Here is a 16,007-nt window from a genome sequence, read left to right as displayed (position 1 = left end):
CAATTGTCTTATAAACAAAAATCCTACCCAGTAACTGAGTAGGATTTTTATTGTTTTTAGAAAATCAAGCTTTATTTCTCAGCATTTTCTGCCGTTGCTTCTTCACTCTCTTTTTCAGGAGTAGTTTCAGTCACTTTAGCTTCTAATTCAGCAGCTTTTCTATCTTCATTTCTTGTAAACTCTTGATAAGTAGTTAACTGTTCGAAAGGACGAGCACCCACCAAACGCTCTAAATCATTTTGGAAAAGTACTTCTTTCACTAATAATTCCTGAGCTAAAATTTCTAATTTATCTTTCTTTTCTGTCAATAAAGCCTTTGTTCTTTCATAAGCAAGTTGGATAATTTTACGAGCTTCCTCATCAATTTCACGAGCTGTTTGTTCAGAATAAGGTTTATTGAAGTTATATTCAGAGCCTTTAGAGTCATAGAACGATACATTTCCAAGTTTATCATTCATACCATAAATGGTTACCATGCTGTAAGCCAATTTAGTAATACGTTCTAAGTCGTTTTGCGCTCCAGTTGAGATTTTACCGAAAATAATATCTTCAGCAGCACGTCCACCCAAAGTAACACACATTTCATCAATCAATTGCTCCGTTCTGTACAAGAACTGCTCTTTAGGCAAATACTGTGCATAACCTAAGGCTGCAACACCACGAGGAACGATAGTTACTTTCACCAATGGATTTGCGTGTTCTAAGAACCAACCCGCAATAGCATGACCGGCTTCGTGATAAGCAACAATTTTCTTTTCTTCTGGAGAAATCAATTTGTTCTTTTTCTCTAAACCGCCAATTACTCTATCCATTGCCTCTTGGAAATCCTTCATATCAACCGCAGTTTTACTACGACGAGCTGCAATTAAAGCGGCTTCGTTACAAACATTGGCAATTTCAGCACCTGCAAAACCTGGCGTTTGAGCCGACAATTCTTTAGGGTCAATATCAGCCGCTAGTTTCAAAGGTTTTAAATGTACTTTAAAAATAGCTTCTCTTCCAATAATATCTGGTTTATCAATTGAAATCTGACGGTCGAAACGTCCCGGACGTAACAATGCTGAATCTAATACATCTGGACGGTTTGTTGCCGCCATGATGATAATTCCAGAATCTGTTGCAAAACCATCCATTTCAACTAATAACGAGTTCAACGTATTTTCACGTTCATCATTAGAGCCTGGCATCGCACCACGACCACGAGAACGACCTACTGCATCAATCTCATCAATAAAAATGATACAAGGTGCTTTTTCTTTCGCTTGTTTGAACAAATCTCTTACACGAGCCGCACCAACACCTACAAACATTTCCACAAAATCTGACCCTGAAAGTGAGAAGAAAGGTACTCCTGCTTCACCAGCAACAGCTTTTGCTAACAAAGTTTTACCAGTACCCGGAGGGCCTACTAATAATGCACCTTTAGGAATTTTACCTCCCAAATCAGTGAATTTCTTAGGGAATTTCAAGAATTCTACAATTTCTTGAATCTCTTCTTTCGCTTCATCCAAACCAGCAACATCGTTGAAAGTAATTTTCACTTTTGCTTCACCGTCAAACAATGTAGCTCTAGAACGACCGATATTGAAAATCTGTCCGCCAGGTCCACCTGTTCCACCCATTCTGAAGAACATAAAGTAAATGGCTACGAACATCAAAATGAAAAAGCCAGGACCAGCTAAGAATTCAAATATTCCATAATGCTCTTCGGTAGTAGCGTGTACTCTTTTTTCACGAGGAATATCTTTTTGTAATTCGTTAAGTTCTGTTTCAAAAGAATTTATTGAAGTAATTTCTTTTTCAAATTGAGGCCCAGCAGTTTGATTAACAACTGCATTTGGTTGGTCACTTAATTCGTTTTTATATTTAGGTAATGCCTCAGGTTTGAGTGTTATTTCAACAATATCTTTTCCTTTGATGATGGATAATTTAGCAATTTCTTGGTTCAGCACCATTTGTTCGTACTGAGTTTGCTGAATCGGTTTTAGAACTTTCGTTTTACTCAAAAAGTAAATACTGATTAAAGCAACAACTAACCCTACAACCAACCATCCTTGAAAACCATTTCCAGAAGCATTAGGGCGACGCTTCGGAAAGCCCTGAGGTTTATTATTCTCACTATTATTTTCTGCCATTTTTTCTATAATTAACTTTTAAACAGTGTACAGTTTACGCTAATAAGTAAATTAACTTACCAAGATAAATTGTAAACTTGGATTATCTGTAATGAAAACACAAGGTTGGATAACTTTGTTTCTAACTTATGTTATACATGAAAAGTGGTATGATAAATTTATGGAAGGAATATGATTACTTTAAACGGCATCATCGTCGATATAAGTAAATTCAGCATCACCCCAAAGCTCTTCGAGTTTGTAAAATTCTCTTCGATCTTTTTTGAATACGTGTACAACTACATCATAATAATCTACCAATATCCATTCTCGGTTGGCTTTGCCTTCCATACTTCTAGGATTTGTACGAGTGGCTTCCCATACTTCTTTATCTACAGATTCAGAGATAGCATCAATTTGTGTATCAGAATTACCAGAACAAACGACAAAAAAATCAGTGAAAGCATTTTTCACTTTTCTTAAATCCATCACTACAATATTGGTTGCCTTTCTTTCCTGCATCCCTTTCACCACCAATTGGCTAAGTTCTTGTGAACTAATTTCTTTTTTTAATTTAACTTCTGTCATGCTTTGCTGTTTGTAAATTCACAAGTGTTTGTCACAATGTTTAGAGAGAAATCTCATAACTTCATCACTTAATAACACAAAAAATAATTTGAACTTTAAAATTACAAAATAACCTTGTACAAAATTCAACCCAATACATTATTTACTGGCAAAACAATTAAATACCTGCCAGTCTGTCATTCTACTAACGACATAGCGGCTGAAATAATTCAGTCGGGTACAAACGTTTTTGAAGGAATGGTCATAATTACTGACAATCAAACTGCTGGTCGTGGACAAAGAGGAAACGTTTGGGAAGCCTCTATTGGCGAAAATTTAACGTTTTCTTTAATTCTGAAACCTAATTTTTTAAAAGCTAGCGAACAGTTTCAACTCAATGTTGCGGTATCGCTTGGTGTTTTAGATTGTTTGTCGGAATATATAGACGAAGACCTAAAAGTAAAATGGTCAAACGATATTTATTTCCAAAATCAAAAAATGGGGGGAATCTTAATTGAAAATACCCTACAAGGTTATCAAATTGGTTATTCAGTAATTGGCATTGGGCTTAATATTAATCAAGCTAGTTTTCCAGTACCAAATGCTACATCGCTCAGGAACGTAACGACAAATCCGCTAAAATATGATTTAGCAGCCTTACTTTCTAGTCTTTTGGAATGTATTGAGAAAAATTATTTGACCATTAAAAACGGAGATTATGAAACACTAAAACACAGGTATTTGTCTAATCTGTTTAGAATAGAAGAATTCCATCATTTCAGGAAAAACGGACAATTATTTGTAGGAAAAATAATTGGGATTGATGAAACTGGACAATTAGGAATTGAATCCGATGGTTTAATCGAATACTTTGGTTTTAAAGAAGTGGAATTTGTAATTTAACAAAAGCAGTTAATGCTTTTTTAAGACGTGATGTGCAAATGAATCGAAGCTTTTCAAAAAAATGTATCCTAAAAAAATTACCAGAGAACTGATAAACAAAATGCGAAGCATTGATTTGAGATTCATGGCATATTAAGGGTTTTACGTGTGGTTAGTTTGTAAATATCTATCAAATATAATTAAAATCTTGAAATAACCATATACATTAATAAATTATTTTAATTTATAGTGCGTTTGCTAAAGGTTCTTCAAAAAGCTGAAAATCAATCATCTTATGTAATAAGTAAAATAGTATTTATCACAAGTTTTACCCAACCCATAAGATGATTGATTCTATGAATTATTACTTAAAACTTCGCTAATTCAATTTCCTCTGTACTTATAATTTCTACTCTTCTTTTCATCTTTTTTTGAATGATATGAAAGTGATGTTGGTCTTCTGGACAAATCAATGAAATGGCATCACCTGAGTTTGTAGCACGTCCTGTTCTTCCGATTCTGTGAACATAATCTTTGGGCGAGCGTGGCAATTCATAATTTATCACCACTGGTAAAAACTGAATATCAATACCACGAGAAGCCAAATCAGTAGCTACCAAAACATTGGTTTTTCCAGCTTTAAAACTTCTTAAAGCTTCCGTTCTTGCTCCTTGTGTTTTTTTGCTGTGAATGGCAGCGGCATTAATGCCATTTTTTTTCAATTTATCCACCAAATTATCGGCAGTTCTTACGGCAGATACAAAAATCAATACTTGTTGCATCGCCTGCGTTTTGATTAAATATCGTAAAAATGGGCCTTTTCTTTCTGGACTTACCGCATAAGCGATTTGATTAATTTGGTCGAGATGCTGAACTTCTGGCTCAATTTCAATTTTCACAGGTTCGCTCAACAACGCTTCTTTGATTGTTTCTAAATCAGTATCCAAAGTTGCCGAAAACAAAATATTCTGACGTTTTTTCGGTAATAATTTAAAAATACTGTTGGCTTCATCTTTAAAACCCAAATCCAACATTTTGTCGGCTTCGTCCAACACCAACGTTTCTATTCTGGCTAAATTGATAGATTGTGTAGAAACCAAATCTAACAAACGTCCAGGCGTAGCTACTAAAATTTCGGTATTTTTGAGCGTCACCATTTGCTGATTCAAAGGTACTCCACCAAAAACAGCAATTGTTTTCACAGGATTTTTTAAATGAATCGCAAAAGATTCTATTACTTCTTTAATCTGAATCGCTAATTCACGAGTTGGCACCAAAATCAGTACTTTCAAGTGTAAATTTCTTGTTGGACTTTTACGCTGAAACATTTCTAAAATCGGCAACACAAAACTCCCTGTTTTTCCAGAACCCGTTTGAGCAATTCCTTGAATGTCTTTTCCAGCCAAAATTGCAGGAATAGCTTGTTGCTGAATCGGGAAAGGTTCGGAATAATTTTGTGCGGTAATGCCTCTTAAAAGAGATTCTGATAAACCAAGTGATGCGAAAGTCATGTAATTATTTTTGAATGAAAATATCTTACAAAGATAAGATTTCTTTTCCACAAAGCTTTGCATTGCAGAAGCGTCCTCAAATGAATGTATATTTGCCTTTGAATAAACGATACAATTATGCAACCATTAGCCGAACGAATGCGTCCACAAACGCTTGATGAGTACGTCGGGCAACAACATTTAGTAGGCGAAAAAGCCGTTTTACGTCGTGCCGTAGAATCAGGCAGAATTCCTTCTTTTATTTTGTGGGGACCTCCGGGCGTTGGAAAAACTACTTTGGCAAGTATTGTGGCTCAGACTTTGAAGCGTCCATTTCATGTACTTTCTGCCATAAGTGCGGGAGTAAAAGACATTCGTGAGACAATTGAAATGGCGAAAAAACAAAAGTTTTTTGATACGCCCTCTCCTATTTTGTTCATTGATGAAATTCATCGTTTTTCAAAATCTCAGCAAGATTCACTCCTCGGTGCAGTTGAAAAAGGAATTATTACTTTGATTGGAGCTACAACCGAAAACCCTTCATTTGAAGTAATTTCTGCTTTACTTTCTCGCTGTCAGGTTTATGTGTTGAAGCCTTTGGTAAAAGAAGAATTGATTTATTTAATCAATCAGGCTTTAGAGAAAGATATTTTCTTGAAAAATCGTGGTATCGTTGTAAAAGAGTACGAAGCCATTTTACAGTTTTCGGGTGGCGACGGACGAAAATTATACAATATTTTGGAATTGGTCAGCAATTTTATTCCTGTGGGCGAAGGTTTGGAAATCACCAACGAAATGGTGGTAGAAAAACTTCAACAAAATATTGCACTTTACGACAAAGACGGCGAACAACATTACGATATTATCTCGGCTTTTATCAAATCCATTCGTGGTTCCGACCCCAACGCAGCCGTTTATTGGCTCGCAAGAATGTTGGAAGGTGGTGAAGACATAGAATTTATTGGAAGAAGATTAATGATTTTAGCTTCAGAAGATATTGGCTTGGCAAACCCGAATGCACTATTAATGGCAAATACTTGTTTTCAAACGATTCGTGCAGTAGGAATGCCCGAAGCCCGCATTGTACTTTCGCAAACGGTGATTTATTTGGCTACTTCTGCCAAAAGTAATTCTGCATATTTGGCGATTGACCAAGCTTTGGCGATGGTGCGTGAAACGGGAAATTTACCAGTTCCCTTACATCTCAGAAATGCGCCAACCAAACTGATGAAACAATTAGATTATGGAAAAAACTACAAGTACGCCCACAATTACGAAGGCAATTTTGTAAAACAGCAATTTTTACCCGAAGAAGTAAAAAATACTAAGTTTTTTGAGCCACAACAAAATCCTGCGGAAGAAAAAATCAAACAAAAACTTCGGCAAGATTGGGACGAAGAGTATGATTATTAAGTATGAGTGCTGAATTGTGAATACTGAATTATGAGTTCAAATATCTGAATATCAATTTATTGAGCAATCGACAAATCTTAACTAATTATGACAATTACTCAAGGCAATAACAAAGAAGAATCACCATAACTCAAGAAACGACAATCCTTTGCCATTGCTTCGGCATACACTTTTCTCCAATCTTCGCCAATGAGTGCGGCGATGAGTAAAATCAAAGTACTTTCTGGTTGGTGATAATTGGTAATAATGCCTTTGCAGATTTTAAATTGATAACCCGGAAAAATAAAAATTTCGGTTTCACCTGTAATTTCGGTTTCGCCAGTCGCTTCCATCTTTGCTAAAATCGTTCTTAAAGCAAGTTCAGGACTTGGCAAAGATTCACTAGGATTTTGATAAGGATCTAATTTTTCGATAAAAAAAGTACTTGAAAAATCCTTCGTCAGTTTTACGCCATACCAATACAAACTCTCCAAAGCTCTCATCGAAGTTGTGCCAACAGGAATGGTATTTCCGATATTTTCGAGTAAAATTCCAATATTCTTTTTTGTGAACACAATTTGCTCGTTGTGCATTCTGTGTTCAACAATATTTTCAACTTTGATGGGCTGAAATGTGCCAGCTCCAACATGAAGTGTTATAAATTCTTCTTTAATTCCTTGATTTGAAAGATTTTGCAGTACTTCATCTGTAAAATGCAAACCTGCCGTTGGGGCGGCTACTGCTCCTTTTTTCTCGCTATAAACAGTTTGGTAGGTTTCATAATCAGCTTCTTCGGCTTCACGATTCAAGTAAGGAGGCAATGGAATTTCACCCAAAGCTTGAATAATATCCACAAATTTAGGTGTGAAATTTTCTGGATTTTCAGAAATTACTTGCCAAGAAAGTTGTACTTGATTACTCTCAAAATCAAAAATACTGGTTTTTACTTCTACTTTTTCACCAGAAATTGTTAGAATTTTCGATAAAATATCTTCTTTTTTCCAACGCTTTCTATTCCCAATCATACATTCCCAAACGCAAGTATCGTTTACTTCCATCGCCAAATTAATGACAGAAGTGGGTGCGACAGGATGCAGCAGAAAAATCTGAATGACTGCTCCAGTAAGTTTTTGGAAATGAATTCGGGCAGGAATTACCTTGGTATTATTAAAAACCAACAATGTATTTTCAGGCAAATACTCATTGATTTTATGAAAAACCGTATGCGTAATTTTTCCTTGCTGATATACTTGTAGTTTAGATTCGTCACGCTTTTCTAAAGGGAATTTGGCAATTCGCTCGTCGGGCAAATCATAAGTATAATCAGCAAGTTTTAAATCTTGAATATTCATCAATTACTCTTCTTCTTCAATTTTTGGACTAGTAAAAAGCAATTTGATTGGCAAATAAAATATCCAAGCCATCATCAGAACAATTCCGATTACTAACAAATAAGTATAATCTGTCTGGAAAGTACGTTCGTCGTTCAAAATCAACAAAGCTCTCAGAATAAGTAAAAGAAAAGTATTGACGATAGCAGGCAAAAAGTTTAACCAATTGACAATTGCAGCATTTAATTGATTACCACCTTTCAACCATTTTTTATTCGGAATCCATTGAAAAGCCAATAAAGGAATACGTTTTACATTGTTTGCTAACAAAACAGAAAGAATGTTGAAAGCAAACATTACTCCAGCAAAAAGATAGAAAACCTGATTTTTAGGTAAAAATCCATCTCCTCTACCATTTGGTCCAAAATGAACAGCGGTGGTATCTGGCAAACCACGATAAGTAAATAATAATACAAGTACGAAGGCTAAAATTGATAAATAACGCCAAGTTCTGGAAATGAAAAATTCTATACTCATTGCTAATGTTGTTTCAGGGTGCAAAATTACGCTAGAAAAGGCAGGATTTCTAATGAAACAAGTGATTAATCAAGAATAAAATAGCTACAAGCTCAAAGTGACGAGTCTTGAGCCTTTTTCAGGGTGATATAAAAAAGAAAAATAGTTGTCATAACAATTATTTTTTTCATGTTTAATGAGTAAAACTTCTGAAAAAAATTTAGCTTTGTAAAATGAACGATTTCAGGGCATTAATCGCCCAGAATATGAATAAAATGTATGAAAATTTACACTAAAACTGGCGATAAAGGTACAACTTCATTAGTTGGAGGAACAAGAGTATCAAAAACAGCACTTAGAATTGAGGCTTATGGCACAGTTGATGAATTAAATTCATACATTGGTTTAGTACGTGACCAAGCAGTGAACGAAAAACGTAAAGATATTTTAAAAGAAATTCAAGATAGATTATTTACAATTGGTTCTATTTTAGCTTCTGAGCCAGAACAAAGTAAAAAACGTTTACCTGATTTACTAGAAAGCGACGTTGAGCTATTAGAAAATGAAATGGATAATATGGATAAGGAATTAGAACCTATGAGATATTTCATTTTACCGGGTGGTCATCAATCCATTTCATTTGGGCATTTAGCCAGAACTATTTGTCGCAGAACAGAAAGAATTGTACTTCGACTTGCAGAAGAATCAACAGTAAATGAATTAATAATCAGATACTTGAATCGACTTTCTGACTATCTTTTTGTATTATGTCGAATAATGGCAAAAGAGCTTGAAGTTGAAGAAATAGCTTGGAAACCGAGAGTTTGACTTTCTTTGAGACTAGAAGACTTTAGGACTTTAAGAGACAAGAAGCAAGATTTTAGACAAAAGAATTGGGACTTAAGGAAACAAGACAAAAGAGACAAGATTAAAGACTTTATTGAGAAAAAATGAAAGCTGATGACTGAAAGCTCGTAGCTCACAGCTAACAATATTAAAGAATAACAGATAATATTTTAAAATTATGACAGATACTTTGCAGATTGATATCCATCAGATTGAAAAATCTAGGATTGATTCGGTTGATTTTGACAACCTTGTTTTTGGACGTTCTTTTGCCGACCACATGTTAATGGTTGATTTTAAAGACGGAGAATGGCAAACGCCACAAATTTTGCCTTATGGCCCAATTTCATATTCTCCAGCAATGATGTCTCTACATTACGGACAAGCAATTTTTGAAGGAATGAAAGCCTACAAAAATGCTGCGGGTGAAATTTTAGTTTTCCGTCCGGAAGAAAACTGGAAGCGTCTCAACAAATCTGCAGTCCGTATGTGTATTCCAGAAATTCCTGAAGATATTTTCATGGAAGGGCTTTCACAACTTTTACGTTTAGATGCTGAGTGGATTCCAGCCAAAGAAGGTTGTTCGATGTACATTCGTCCTTTTATGTTCTCGACAGATGAATACGTTGGAGTAAGTCCATCAAAAACTTATAAGTTTATGATTTTCAACTGTCCTGTAGGTTCTTATTATTCAAAACCTCTACGTGTACGTGTTGAAACACAATATATCCGTGCGGCACATGGTGGTGTTGGTTTTTCTAAAAATGCTGGTAATTATGGTGGTTCTTTGTATCCAACTAAATTAGCGATGGATGCTGGCTACGACCAAATTATTTGGACTGATGCCGCTACACATACTTTTGTGGAAGAAGCAGGTACAATGAACCTTTTGTTCGTAATTGACGGAGCATTAGTAACAGCACCGACTGGCGATACAATTCTTGATGGAATTACTCGTAAATCAGTTTTACAAGTAGCAAAAGAATGGGGAATGAAAATTGAAGAAAGACAGCTTTCAGTTAAAGAATTAGTAGAAGGTATTAAAGCTGGAAAAGTAACTGAAGCTTTTGGTGCAGGTACAGCCGCTGTAATTGCTCCTATTGCTACTATCGGTTTTGAAGGTGTTGATTATCAACTTCCTGAACGTACAGAAGATGCTTTCTCGAAAAGAGTATTTGAAGAAATTAATGATACACGTTTAGGCAAAAAAGCTGATACACGTGGATGGGTTATGAAAATATAATTTTCTGATACAATTGATACAAAAAGAGCCTTCAGATAATCTGAAGGCTCTTTTTGTATCAATACTTATTGTAAAATCTTATCAGCTTTATTAGCGAAAACAATCTTTAGTCCAGGGTCTTTTTCTGTACTTACATTCTGAATCAATACATTATTATTACCATCAGCTAACTGCCAAATTGTTGATTTATCTTTGCTTACTCCTTTGCCATACTTCGTTTCAAAATAGCCTTTGAACTCATTCATTAAACTATCCACAGCAGTTTGTCGTTCAATATAAACATCAATCGTAATAGCTTCCACTTTATTCTCTGGACTTTTTACGTAGAGAATATCAGCAAAGTTTAAATCTGTGTCATCAAAATACTCTGTGAAACTTTTCCCATTTTCTGCTGGCGTTTCCGAAGGCAATGTCGTTTCATTAATCGTATCAATATTATCACCAATTTTTACACCTCTTGCCATTCCAGCATCGGTTTTAAGAATCGCCTGAAAAATTGTACTATAATTTTCTAAAGCAGACGAACCCTCTGTTACGTTAACCGAAGCGTTGCTTTCTGTTTGAGTACTTTCTTTTTTTTCCTGACAAGCAATTAACAAAACAAAAAAGAGAAGGAAGTAAAAGTTATTTTTTTTCACGGAATGAATTTTTATTAAGGTTTCTTATCACAAAAATACGAAAACTTTCCGACTAGCTACCACATTCAGATTGATGATATAAGTTTCATCACCCAATCATGTGATATTACCTAAACTTATTTTTTTGTAATATTACATTAATTTTAATATTGAAATATGCTACTCCCTACCCAATTAATCTTGCATTTCAGGTAAATATCTTCAATATCATGACTCTAAATTTCATCAAACCAATGACTCAAACTTCTATCAAAATCGTAGTTTACGAGGATAATCCTGATTTACGAGAAAGCCTTTCGGTACTCCTTGCAGGTTCAATTGGTTTTGAACTAATAGGCGCTTTTGTTAACTGCGAACAAGTAGCCAAGCAAATCGTTGAATTAAAACCTGATGTTGTTTTGATGGATATTGATATGCCTGTGGCCAATGGTTTAAAAGGTCTCAAAATCATCAAACAATTAGCTCCACAAGTGAATGTGGTAATGTTTACCGTTTTTGAAGACAATGAAAATATCTTCGAAGCTATTTGTTCTGGAGCGGTTGGTTATCTTTTGAAAAGAACTCCACCAGTCAAACTTCTTGAAGCCATACAAGATGCCAACAATGGTGGCGCACCGATGACCTCTAGCATTGCTCGCAAAGTGTTACAAATGTTGCCAATTCAACAGAAAGTAACAGAAAATAATGATTATAAATTAACAGAACGAGAAAGTGAGATTTTAAACCTCTTAGTAAAGGGAAATAGCTATAAAATGATTGCAGATAAATGTAGCATCAGTATTGATACCGTACGTTCTCACATCAAAAAGATATATGATAAATTACATGTTCACTCACAAACAGAAGCTGTAGCGAAAGCAATTCATGAAAGAATTGTGTAATATATCATCCTATCATGTGATTGACAGCTATTAATTTTCACTCTACTTTTGTAATAAGAACCCAACCATGCAATAGAACAAATTTATGGATCAACCTAAACTAAATAACTATCATGGCAAGTCCGTCATTAACAAGCAATTCATATCTAATTAATAACCTAAGTCATGATTTCAGTTTTAGACGAGACCCTATTTTCAACAAGGAGTCGAATATCATTTTAACGATTTCATGTAAAAAAAATATTATAGTAGCTTGGAAAGACATTAGTCATCTTGAAGCAATTGGAAATTATACAATGTTTCACTTTACAGATGGAAAAAAATTGTTGGTTTCACGAACAATGAAGATTTTTTTACCTAAATTAGACGGCGAAATGTTTGTAAGGATTCATAAATCTTTTACAGTCAATCTTAATTATATCGCTCAGTTTGATGTCAAAGAAGAAATGTTCGTTCAATTAAGAGATGGAAGTAAAATTTCAATCTCAAGAAGAAAGAAAAAAGACTTTATTGAAAAAGCTAGAAGATATTTTGGTAACTTTCGGATAAATTAAAAAAGAAATTAGTGGTTAGGTATTTATGAAACGGGGGTGATTTATGTTACCCCACGTTTTTCAAATCCTACCTTCAAAAATATTTAAGATAATAGGTGTAGAACTATTAATTTGCACAGGGAGATGTTTTTAACGTCTCCTTTGTCTTTTTATAGCCACGCTAAAATTCTCGTCCCATACTGAATACAAAATTTTTCTTATTGCTACTATTAATTGCATAATTAAAACGAAGCACTAAATTGTAATAAGTAACTACATCAAGCCCAACACCATAACCATATATCAATTTATTGGCAAGATTACTTTTATTCTCTGCTGCAAAGCGGTTTTCAACATAAGCATAATCATTAAAAATGTTGGGATACAGACCTAATGGAATTTTATTGAATTGTTTAATTCGAATAAATTTTAAGTAAAAACTCTTGTTTAGCAACTCATATCTTAGGTTATTTCTAACATACAAATATTTACTCCCATCTACAACGTAAAGCTCGTAACCTCTTACTAAATCTCCTCCATAACCCAAACCACGAGTATTCAAAAATGGTTGACGATTGGGAAAAGATAATTTTCCTTCAAGATTAATTCCCAAAAACCATTTCTTAGATAATGGCTTGTAATATGAGTAATCTCCAGTAATTTCTAATTGATTAATATCGTCATTAGGTAAAATTCCTAGTTTATTAATCAATAATTCATATCGTTTACCTCTTAATGGATAAGTAACGTTATCTCTGAAATCATAATTAAAGTAATAACTTATTTGCCCATAAATTTGCTGATTAGTATTACTTGCTAAGTAATTTGGATTAAGTTTTCTAATGGTATCATCAATTGAAATATGGTTAAACCTCAGTTCAATTGTATGATTATCGTAAAAAGCAAAACGCTTTTTTAAGAAAATTGCTCCCGAAAAACGCTCTCTCATGATTTCATCTTTACTGCGAAAGTAAAAAAGTGTATCATTGAGGCTTCTAAAAGCTACATTTTTATTAGTGATATACGAAATACTCATTCCTAAGCCCGTCTTCTGAGCTTTGTTGATGTAGGGAATTCTATAACTAAAATCTACTCTTTTAGTAAAACCATTTTCAAGATGTAAAGATAATCTTTCAGCTCTTCCTCGAAAATTGCTGTGAATCAAATCAATTCCATAAATTGTTCGCCTAAAATCATATCCACGACTCCACCATTCCGAAAAATTTCTATCTGCTAATTGAAAAACTGGATAACCCAAAATGAACCATTGCTCTTGAAGATTAATCATCATTTTCAATTGTCCTTCATTACTTATCTCTGTTTGAATTTCAGCAGAAACAAACAAATTAGTATTGATGATTTTCCTTCGATTTAACTCTAAACGCTTTGAAAGTTGATTCTTCAATAAAGTATCTCCTATTTTAAAATCAAGCTCACGAAGGATGATATTTTCTTTTGTTTTATGATTTCCATGAAGAATAATTTCATTCACTACCACAAATGAATCTACCTGAATAGGTTTTAGATGAGGATTTATCAGGGAAAAAAGGAAAGTAAAAAGTAGCATAAATCAAAGTTAATCAATTATTCTAAAGAATTTAGGTTCTTCTTTACACTCTCAACATTCATAAAATAGTTCTTAATTTAAAATAACCGTTCATATTGATTCTAAAGAAAATTTACTCTTCAATTGGTGCTAAGTAGCTCAGAAAAATATAAATTATTCTAATTTAATTAGTATTATTGTAAGTAAAATTAACCGTTTTTATTAAGCAATATTTATGAATATTATCAAACCAAGATTATCATTTTCTCAAATCATTAATATGAATGTAGGTTTTTTTGGCATTCAATATAGTTTTGGTTTGCAGCAAAGTGCTATCAATCCCATTTACGATTTCTTAGGCGCTAGTCCAGATGAAATTCCTCTTTTAAATTTAGCAGGTCCAATGACTGGACTTTTAATCCAACCAATTATTGGTGCTATGAGCGATAAAACATGGCATCCACGTTGGGGGAGGCGCAAACCTTATTTTCTAGTTGGAGCGTTACTTTGTAGCATTGCACTATTTATTTACCCTTTCAGTAGTTCATTATGGATGGCTGCAGGCTTACTATGGATACTTGATGCAGGAAATAATACTGCAATGGAGCCTTATAGAGCATTTATTGCAGATAAGCTACCAGCAGAGCAACAAGCAACGGGGTTTCTTTCTCAAAGCTTTTTTACAGGTTTAGGGATTACCTTAGCGAATATTTCATTATTTATTTTTCAAAAGTTTATTCCAGGCGAGCATGGAAGTATTCCATATTGGGTATTTGGTTCATTCTTTTTAGGTTCTGTTTGTTCAATTGGTTCAGTACTCTGGTCGATGTCTAAAACTCCAGAAATTCCACCAAGCCCTGAAGAATTAATGATTATGGAACAGCATAAAGGAGGAATTTTTGCACCGTTCATTGAAATATCTGAAGCTATTAAAGACATGCCCAAAGTAATGTGGCAATTATCTTTAGTATATCTTTTTCAATGGTATGCCTTATTTTGTTATTGGCAAAATGCCTCTAAGAGTATTGCTCAATCTGTTTGGCATACGTCTCCAATGGGCGACAAGCAATTATATGAAGAAGCAGTTGGTTGGACAGGTTTAGTTAACGGATGGTATAATATTGCTACTTTTCTATCTGCATTTGCTTTAGTTGGACTTGCCAAAAAGTATTCTCCCAAATTAGTACATGTCATTTGTTTGCTTATTGCTGGTATTGGTCTAATGCTTTTTCCACACATTGAAAATAAATACCTACTATTTGCACCAATGACAGGCTTTGGAGTAGCTTGGGCAAGTATGATGGGCATTCCATATTTAATGGTAATTTCAGAAATACCCAAAGAACGTTATGGTGTGTATATGGGGATAATTAATATGATGATTGTGATTCCAATGATCATTCAAAACCTTACTTTTGGATATGTATTAGAACACTTTTTAGATAATGATTCTGGTAAAGCTATTACTTTTGCAGGTATATTTTTATTAATTGCATGTGGTGCAACGATGCTCATGAAATCTGGAAAGATAGAAGAAGGAATGGGAATTCCTACAAGTGGCGGTGGACATTAATACAATATAAAGATTAAAATTTTAAAAAAAGCTCGGCATTGTGCTGGGCTTTTTAAATATGTTATAATTAACTAATACCCTTAAAATAAAGGTGTTGTGTTTATATTAAAAAACTTTAGTAACCGAAGATTATTGATAGAATATCCATCAATATATCTAAATTGTTTTTGCGCAAATCCATTGCAGGGGATGATGATATAGCTGAAATATATCATGATTAAGTGTAGTTTTCTTTTCATTGTAGGGATTTTTTACTTTTAAAGATAATTCTTCTCTTTTACAAAATCAAGTTTCCCAATATCTTTCAAACGCAAAAAGGTTCTTGATATTACTATCAAGAACCTTTTTTAATATTTTTGGGGTTTATTTACTTTCCCGCATATGATTGCAGTATCATCAACGGAACTGGGCTTAACTTCTCTGTTCGAGATGGGAAGAGGTGAACACCAGTCCTA

The 16,007-nt window shown here is 34.0% G+C and carries 14 protein-coding genes and 1 rRNA gene; 7 read left to right on the top strand and 8 right to left on the bottom strand.

Annotation, left to right across the window (positions count from 1 at the left end):
• Nucleotides 1-71 precede the first annotated feature (71 nt).
• Both ftsH and rsfS read right to left on the bottom strand, forming a co-directional pair.
• Nucleotides 72-2,135, bottom strand: coding sequence for an ATP-dependent zinc metalloprotease FtsH (ftsH, locus tag ABID42_RS21410; RefSeq protein ID WP_367285397.1), 2,064 nt, complete (start codon nucleotides 2,133-2,135; stop codon nucleotides 72-74).
• Between the two features lie 180 nt (nucleotides 2,136-2,315).
• Nucleotides 2,316-2,702, bottom strand: coding sequence for a ribosome silencing factor (gene rsfS / locus ABID42_RS21405; RefSeq protein ID WP_323689638.1), 387 nt, complete (start codon nucleotides 2,700-2,702; stop codon nucleotides 2,316-2,318).
• A gap of 114 nt (nucleotides 2,703-2,816) precedes the next feature.
• On the opposite strand from rsfS, the gene ABID42_RS21400 reads away from it, so the two are divergent.
• Nucleotides 2,817-3,584 (top strand): biotin--[acetyl-CoA-carboxylase] ligase, encoded by a 768-nt coding sequence (locus ABID42_RS21400; protein ID WP_367285396.1) that lies wholly within the window; start codon nucleotides 2,817-2,819, stop codon nucleotides 3,582-3,584.
• Between the two features lie 347 nt (nucleotides 3,585-3,931).
• On the opposite strand, the gene ABID42_RS21395 is transcribed toward ABID42_RS21400, so the two are convergent.
• The gene (locus tag ABID42_RS21395) at nucleotides 3,932-5,074 is read right to left on the bottom strand and encodes a DEAD/DEAH box helicase (RefSeq protein ID WP_367285395.1); all 1,143 of its coding nucleotides are present in this window, start codon (nucleotides 5,072-5,074) and stop codon (nucleotides 3,932-3,934) included.
• A gap of 117 nt (nucleotides 5,075-5,191) precedes the next feature.
• On the opposite strand from ABID42_RS21395, the gene ABID42_RS21390 reads away from it, so the two are divergent.
• On the top strand, nucleotides 5,192-6,466 hold the full coding sequence (locus ABID42_RS21390) for a replication-associated recombination protein A (RefSeq protein WP_367285394.1): 1,275 nt from the start codon (nucleotides 5,192-5,194) through the stop codon (nucleotides 6,464-6,466).
• A 98-nt stretch (nucleotides 6,467-6,564) separates the two neighbouring features.
• On the opposite strand, the gene ABID42_RS21385 is transcribed toward ABID42_RS21390, so the two are convergent.
• Nucleotides 6,565-7,797, bottom strand: a complete 1,233-nt coding sequence (locus tag ABID42_RS21385; protein ID WP_367285393.1) for an S-adenosylmethionine:tRNA ribosyltransferase-isomerase — start codon at nucleotides 7,795-7,797, stop codon at nucleotides 6,565-6,567.
• 3 nt (nucleotides 7,798-7,800) lie between these two features.
• A complete protein-coding gene (locus tag ABID42_RS21380; RefSeq protein WP_323689633.1) occupies nucleotides 7,801-8,313 on the bottom strand; it encodes a DUF1648 domain-containing protein in 513 nt (170 codons plus the stop codon).
• Between the two features lie 258 nt (nucleotides 8,314-8,571).
• Between ABID42_RS21380 and ABID42_RS21375 the strand changes: the two genes are divergently transcribed.
• Complete coding sequence (locus ABID42_RS21375; protein ID WP_323689632.1) at nucleotides 8,572-9,120, top strand: cob(I)yrinic acid a,c-diamide adenosyltransferase; 549 nt, start codon at nucleotides 8,572-8,574, stop codon at nucleotides 9,118-9,120.
• Nucleotides 9,121-9,316: 196 nt separating this feature from the next.
• Nucleotides 9,317-10,381, top strand: coding sequence for a branched-chain amino acid aminotransferase (locus ABID42_RS21370; RefSeq protein WP_323699201.1), 1,065 nt, complete (start codon nucleotides 9,317-9,319; stop codon nucleotides 10,379-10,381).
• Nucleotides 10,382-10,446: 65 nt separating this feature from the next.
• Here ABID42_RS21370 and ABID42_RS21365 read toward each other — a convergent pair whose 3' ends face one another.
• Nucleotides 10,447-11,019 (bottom strand): hypothetical protein, encoded by a 573-nt coding sequence (locus ABID42_RS21365; RefSeq protein WP_323689630.1) that lies wholly within the window; start codon nucleotides 11,017-11,019, stop codon nucleotides 10,447-10,449.
• Between the two features lie 209 nt (nucleotides 11,020-11,228).
• Here ABID42_RS21365 and ABID42_RS21360 point away from each other — a divergent pair, with 209 nt between their 5' ends.
• Together ABID42_RS21360 and ABID42_RS21355 are read left to right on the top strand one after the other, a co-directional pair.
• Complete coding sequence (locus ABID42_RS21360; RefSeq protein WP_323689629.1) at nucleotides 11,229-11,900, top strand: response regulator transcription factor; 672 nt, start codon at nucleotides 11,229-11,231, stop codon at nucleotides 11,898-11,900.
• A gap of 113 nt (nucleotides 11,901-12,013) precedes the next feature.
• Nucleotides 12,014-12,454, top strand: a complete 441-nt coding sequence (locus tag ABID42_RS21355) for a LytR/AlgR family response regulator transcription factor (RefSeq protein ID WP_367285392.1) — start codon at nucleotides 12,014-12,016, stop codon at nucleotides 12,452-12,454.
• A 160-nt stretch (nucleotides 12,455-12,614) separates the two neighbouring features.
• Here the strand turns inward: ABID42_RS21355 and ABID42_RS21350 are convergent, their stop codons facing one another.
• A complete protein-coding gene (locus tag ABID42_RS21350; protein WP_367285391.1) occupies nucleotides 12,615-14,000 on the bottom strand; it encodes a BamA/TamA family outer membrane protein in 1,386 nt (461 codons plus the stop codon).
• 214 nt (nucleotides 14,001-14,214) lie between these two features.
• Between ABID42_RS21350 and ABID42_RS21345 the strand changes: the two genes are divergently transcribed.
• Nucleotides 14,215-15,552 carry an MFS transporter gene (locus ABID42_RS21345; RefSeq protein WP_367285390.1) on the top strand — a complete coding sequence of 446 codons (1,338 nt, stop codon included), beginning with the start codon at nucleotides 14,215-14,217 and terminating at the stop codon, nucleotides 15,550-15,552.
• Between the two features lie 354 nt (nucleotides 15,553-15,906).
• Here the strand turns inward: ABID42_RS21345 and rrf are convergent.
• A 5S ribosomal RNA gene (rrf, locus tag ABID42_RS21340) occupies nucleotides 15,907-16,007 on the bottom strand; the annotation flags it as partial.

Source organism: Arcicella rosea, from assembly GCF_040543805.1.
Lineage (GTDB): Bacteria > Bacteroidota > Bacteroidia > Cytophagales > Spirosomataceae > Arcicella > Arcicella rosea.
The sequence above is the reverse complement of the archived record's forward strand: the minus strand, read 5'-3'. Positions and strand labels throughout refer to the sequence as shown.

What these genes read in the sequence shown, in the direction of transcription:
- ftsH (WP_367285397.1), bottom strand. Translation starts at nt 2,135, where the DNA reads ATGGCAGAAAATAATAGTGAGAATAATAAACCTCAGGGCTTTCCGAAG.
- rsfS (WP_323689638.1), bottom strand. Translation starts at nt 2,702, where the DNA reads ATGACAGAAGTTAAATTAAAAAAAGAAATTAGTTCACAAGAACTTAGC.
- ABID42_RS21395 (WP_367285395.1), bottom strand. Translation starts at nt 5,074, where the DNA reads ATGACTTTCGCATCACTTGGTTTATCAGAATCTCTTTTAAGAGGCATT.
- ABID42_RS21390 (WP_367285394.1), top strand. Translation starts at nt 5,192, where the DNA reads ATGCAACCATTAGCCGAACGAATGCGTCCACAAACGCTTGATGAGTAC.
- ABID42_RS21385 (WP_367285393.1), bottom strand. Translation starts at nt 7,797, where the DNA reads ATGAATATTCAAGATTTAAAACTTGCTGATTATACTTATGATTTGCCC.
- ABID42_RS21380 (WP_323689633.1), bottom strand. Translation starts at nt 8,313, where the DNA reads ATGAGTATAGAATTTTTCATTTCCAGAACTTGGCGTTATTTATCAATT.
- ABID42_RS21375 (WP_323689632.1), top strand. Translation starts at nt 8,572, where the DNA reads ATGAAAATTTACACTAAAACTGGCGATAAAGGTACAACTTCATTAGTT.
- ABID42_RS21370 (WP_323699201.1), top strand. Translation starts at nt 9,317, where the DNA reads ATGACAGATACTTTGCAGATTGATATCCATCAGATTGAAAAATCTAGG.
- ABID42_RS21360 (WP_323689629.1), top strand. Translation starts at nt 11,229, where the DNA reads ATGACTCTAAATTTCATCAAACCAATGACTCAAACTTCTATCAAAATC.
- ABID42_RS21355 (WP_367285392.1), top strand. Translation starts at nt 12,014, where the DNA reads ATGGCAAGTCCGTCATTAACAAGCAATTCATATCTAATTAATAACCTA.
- ABID42_RS21350 (WP_367285391.1), bottom strand. Translation starts at nt 14,000, where the DNA reads ATGCTACTTTTTACTTTCCTTTTTTCCCTGATAAATCCTCATCTAAAA.
- ABID42_RS21345 (WP_367285390.1), top strand. Translation starts at nt 14,215, where the DNA reads ATGAATATTATCAAACCAAGATTATCATTTTCTCAAATCATTAATATG.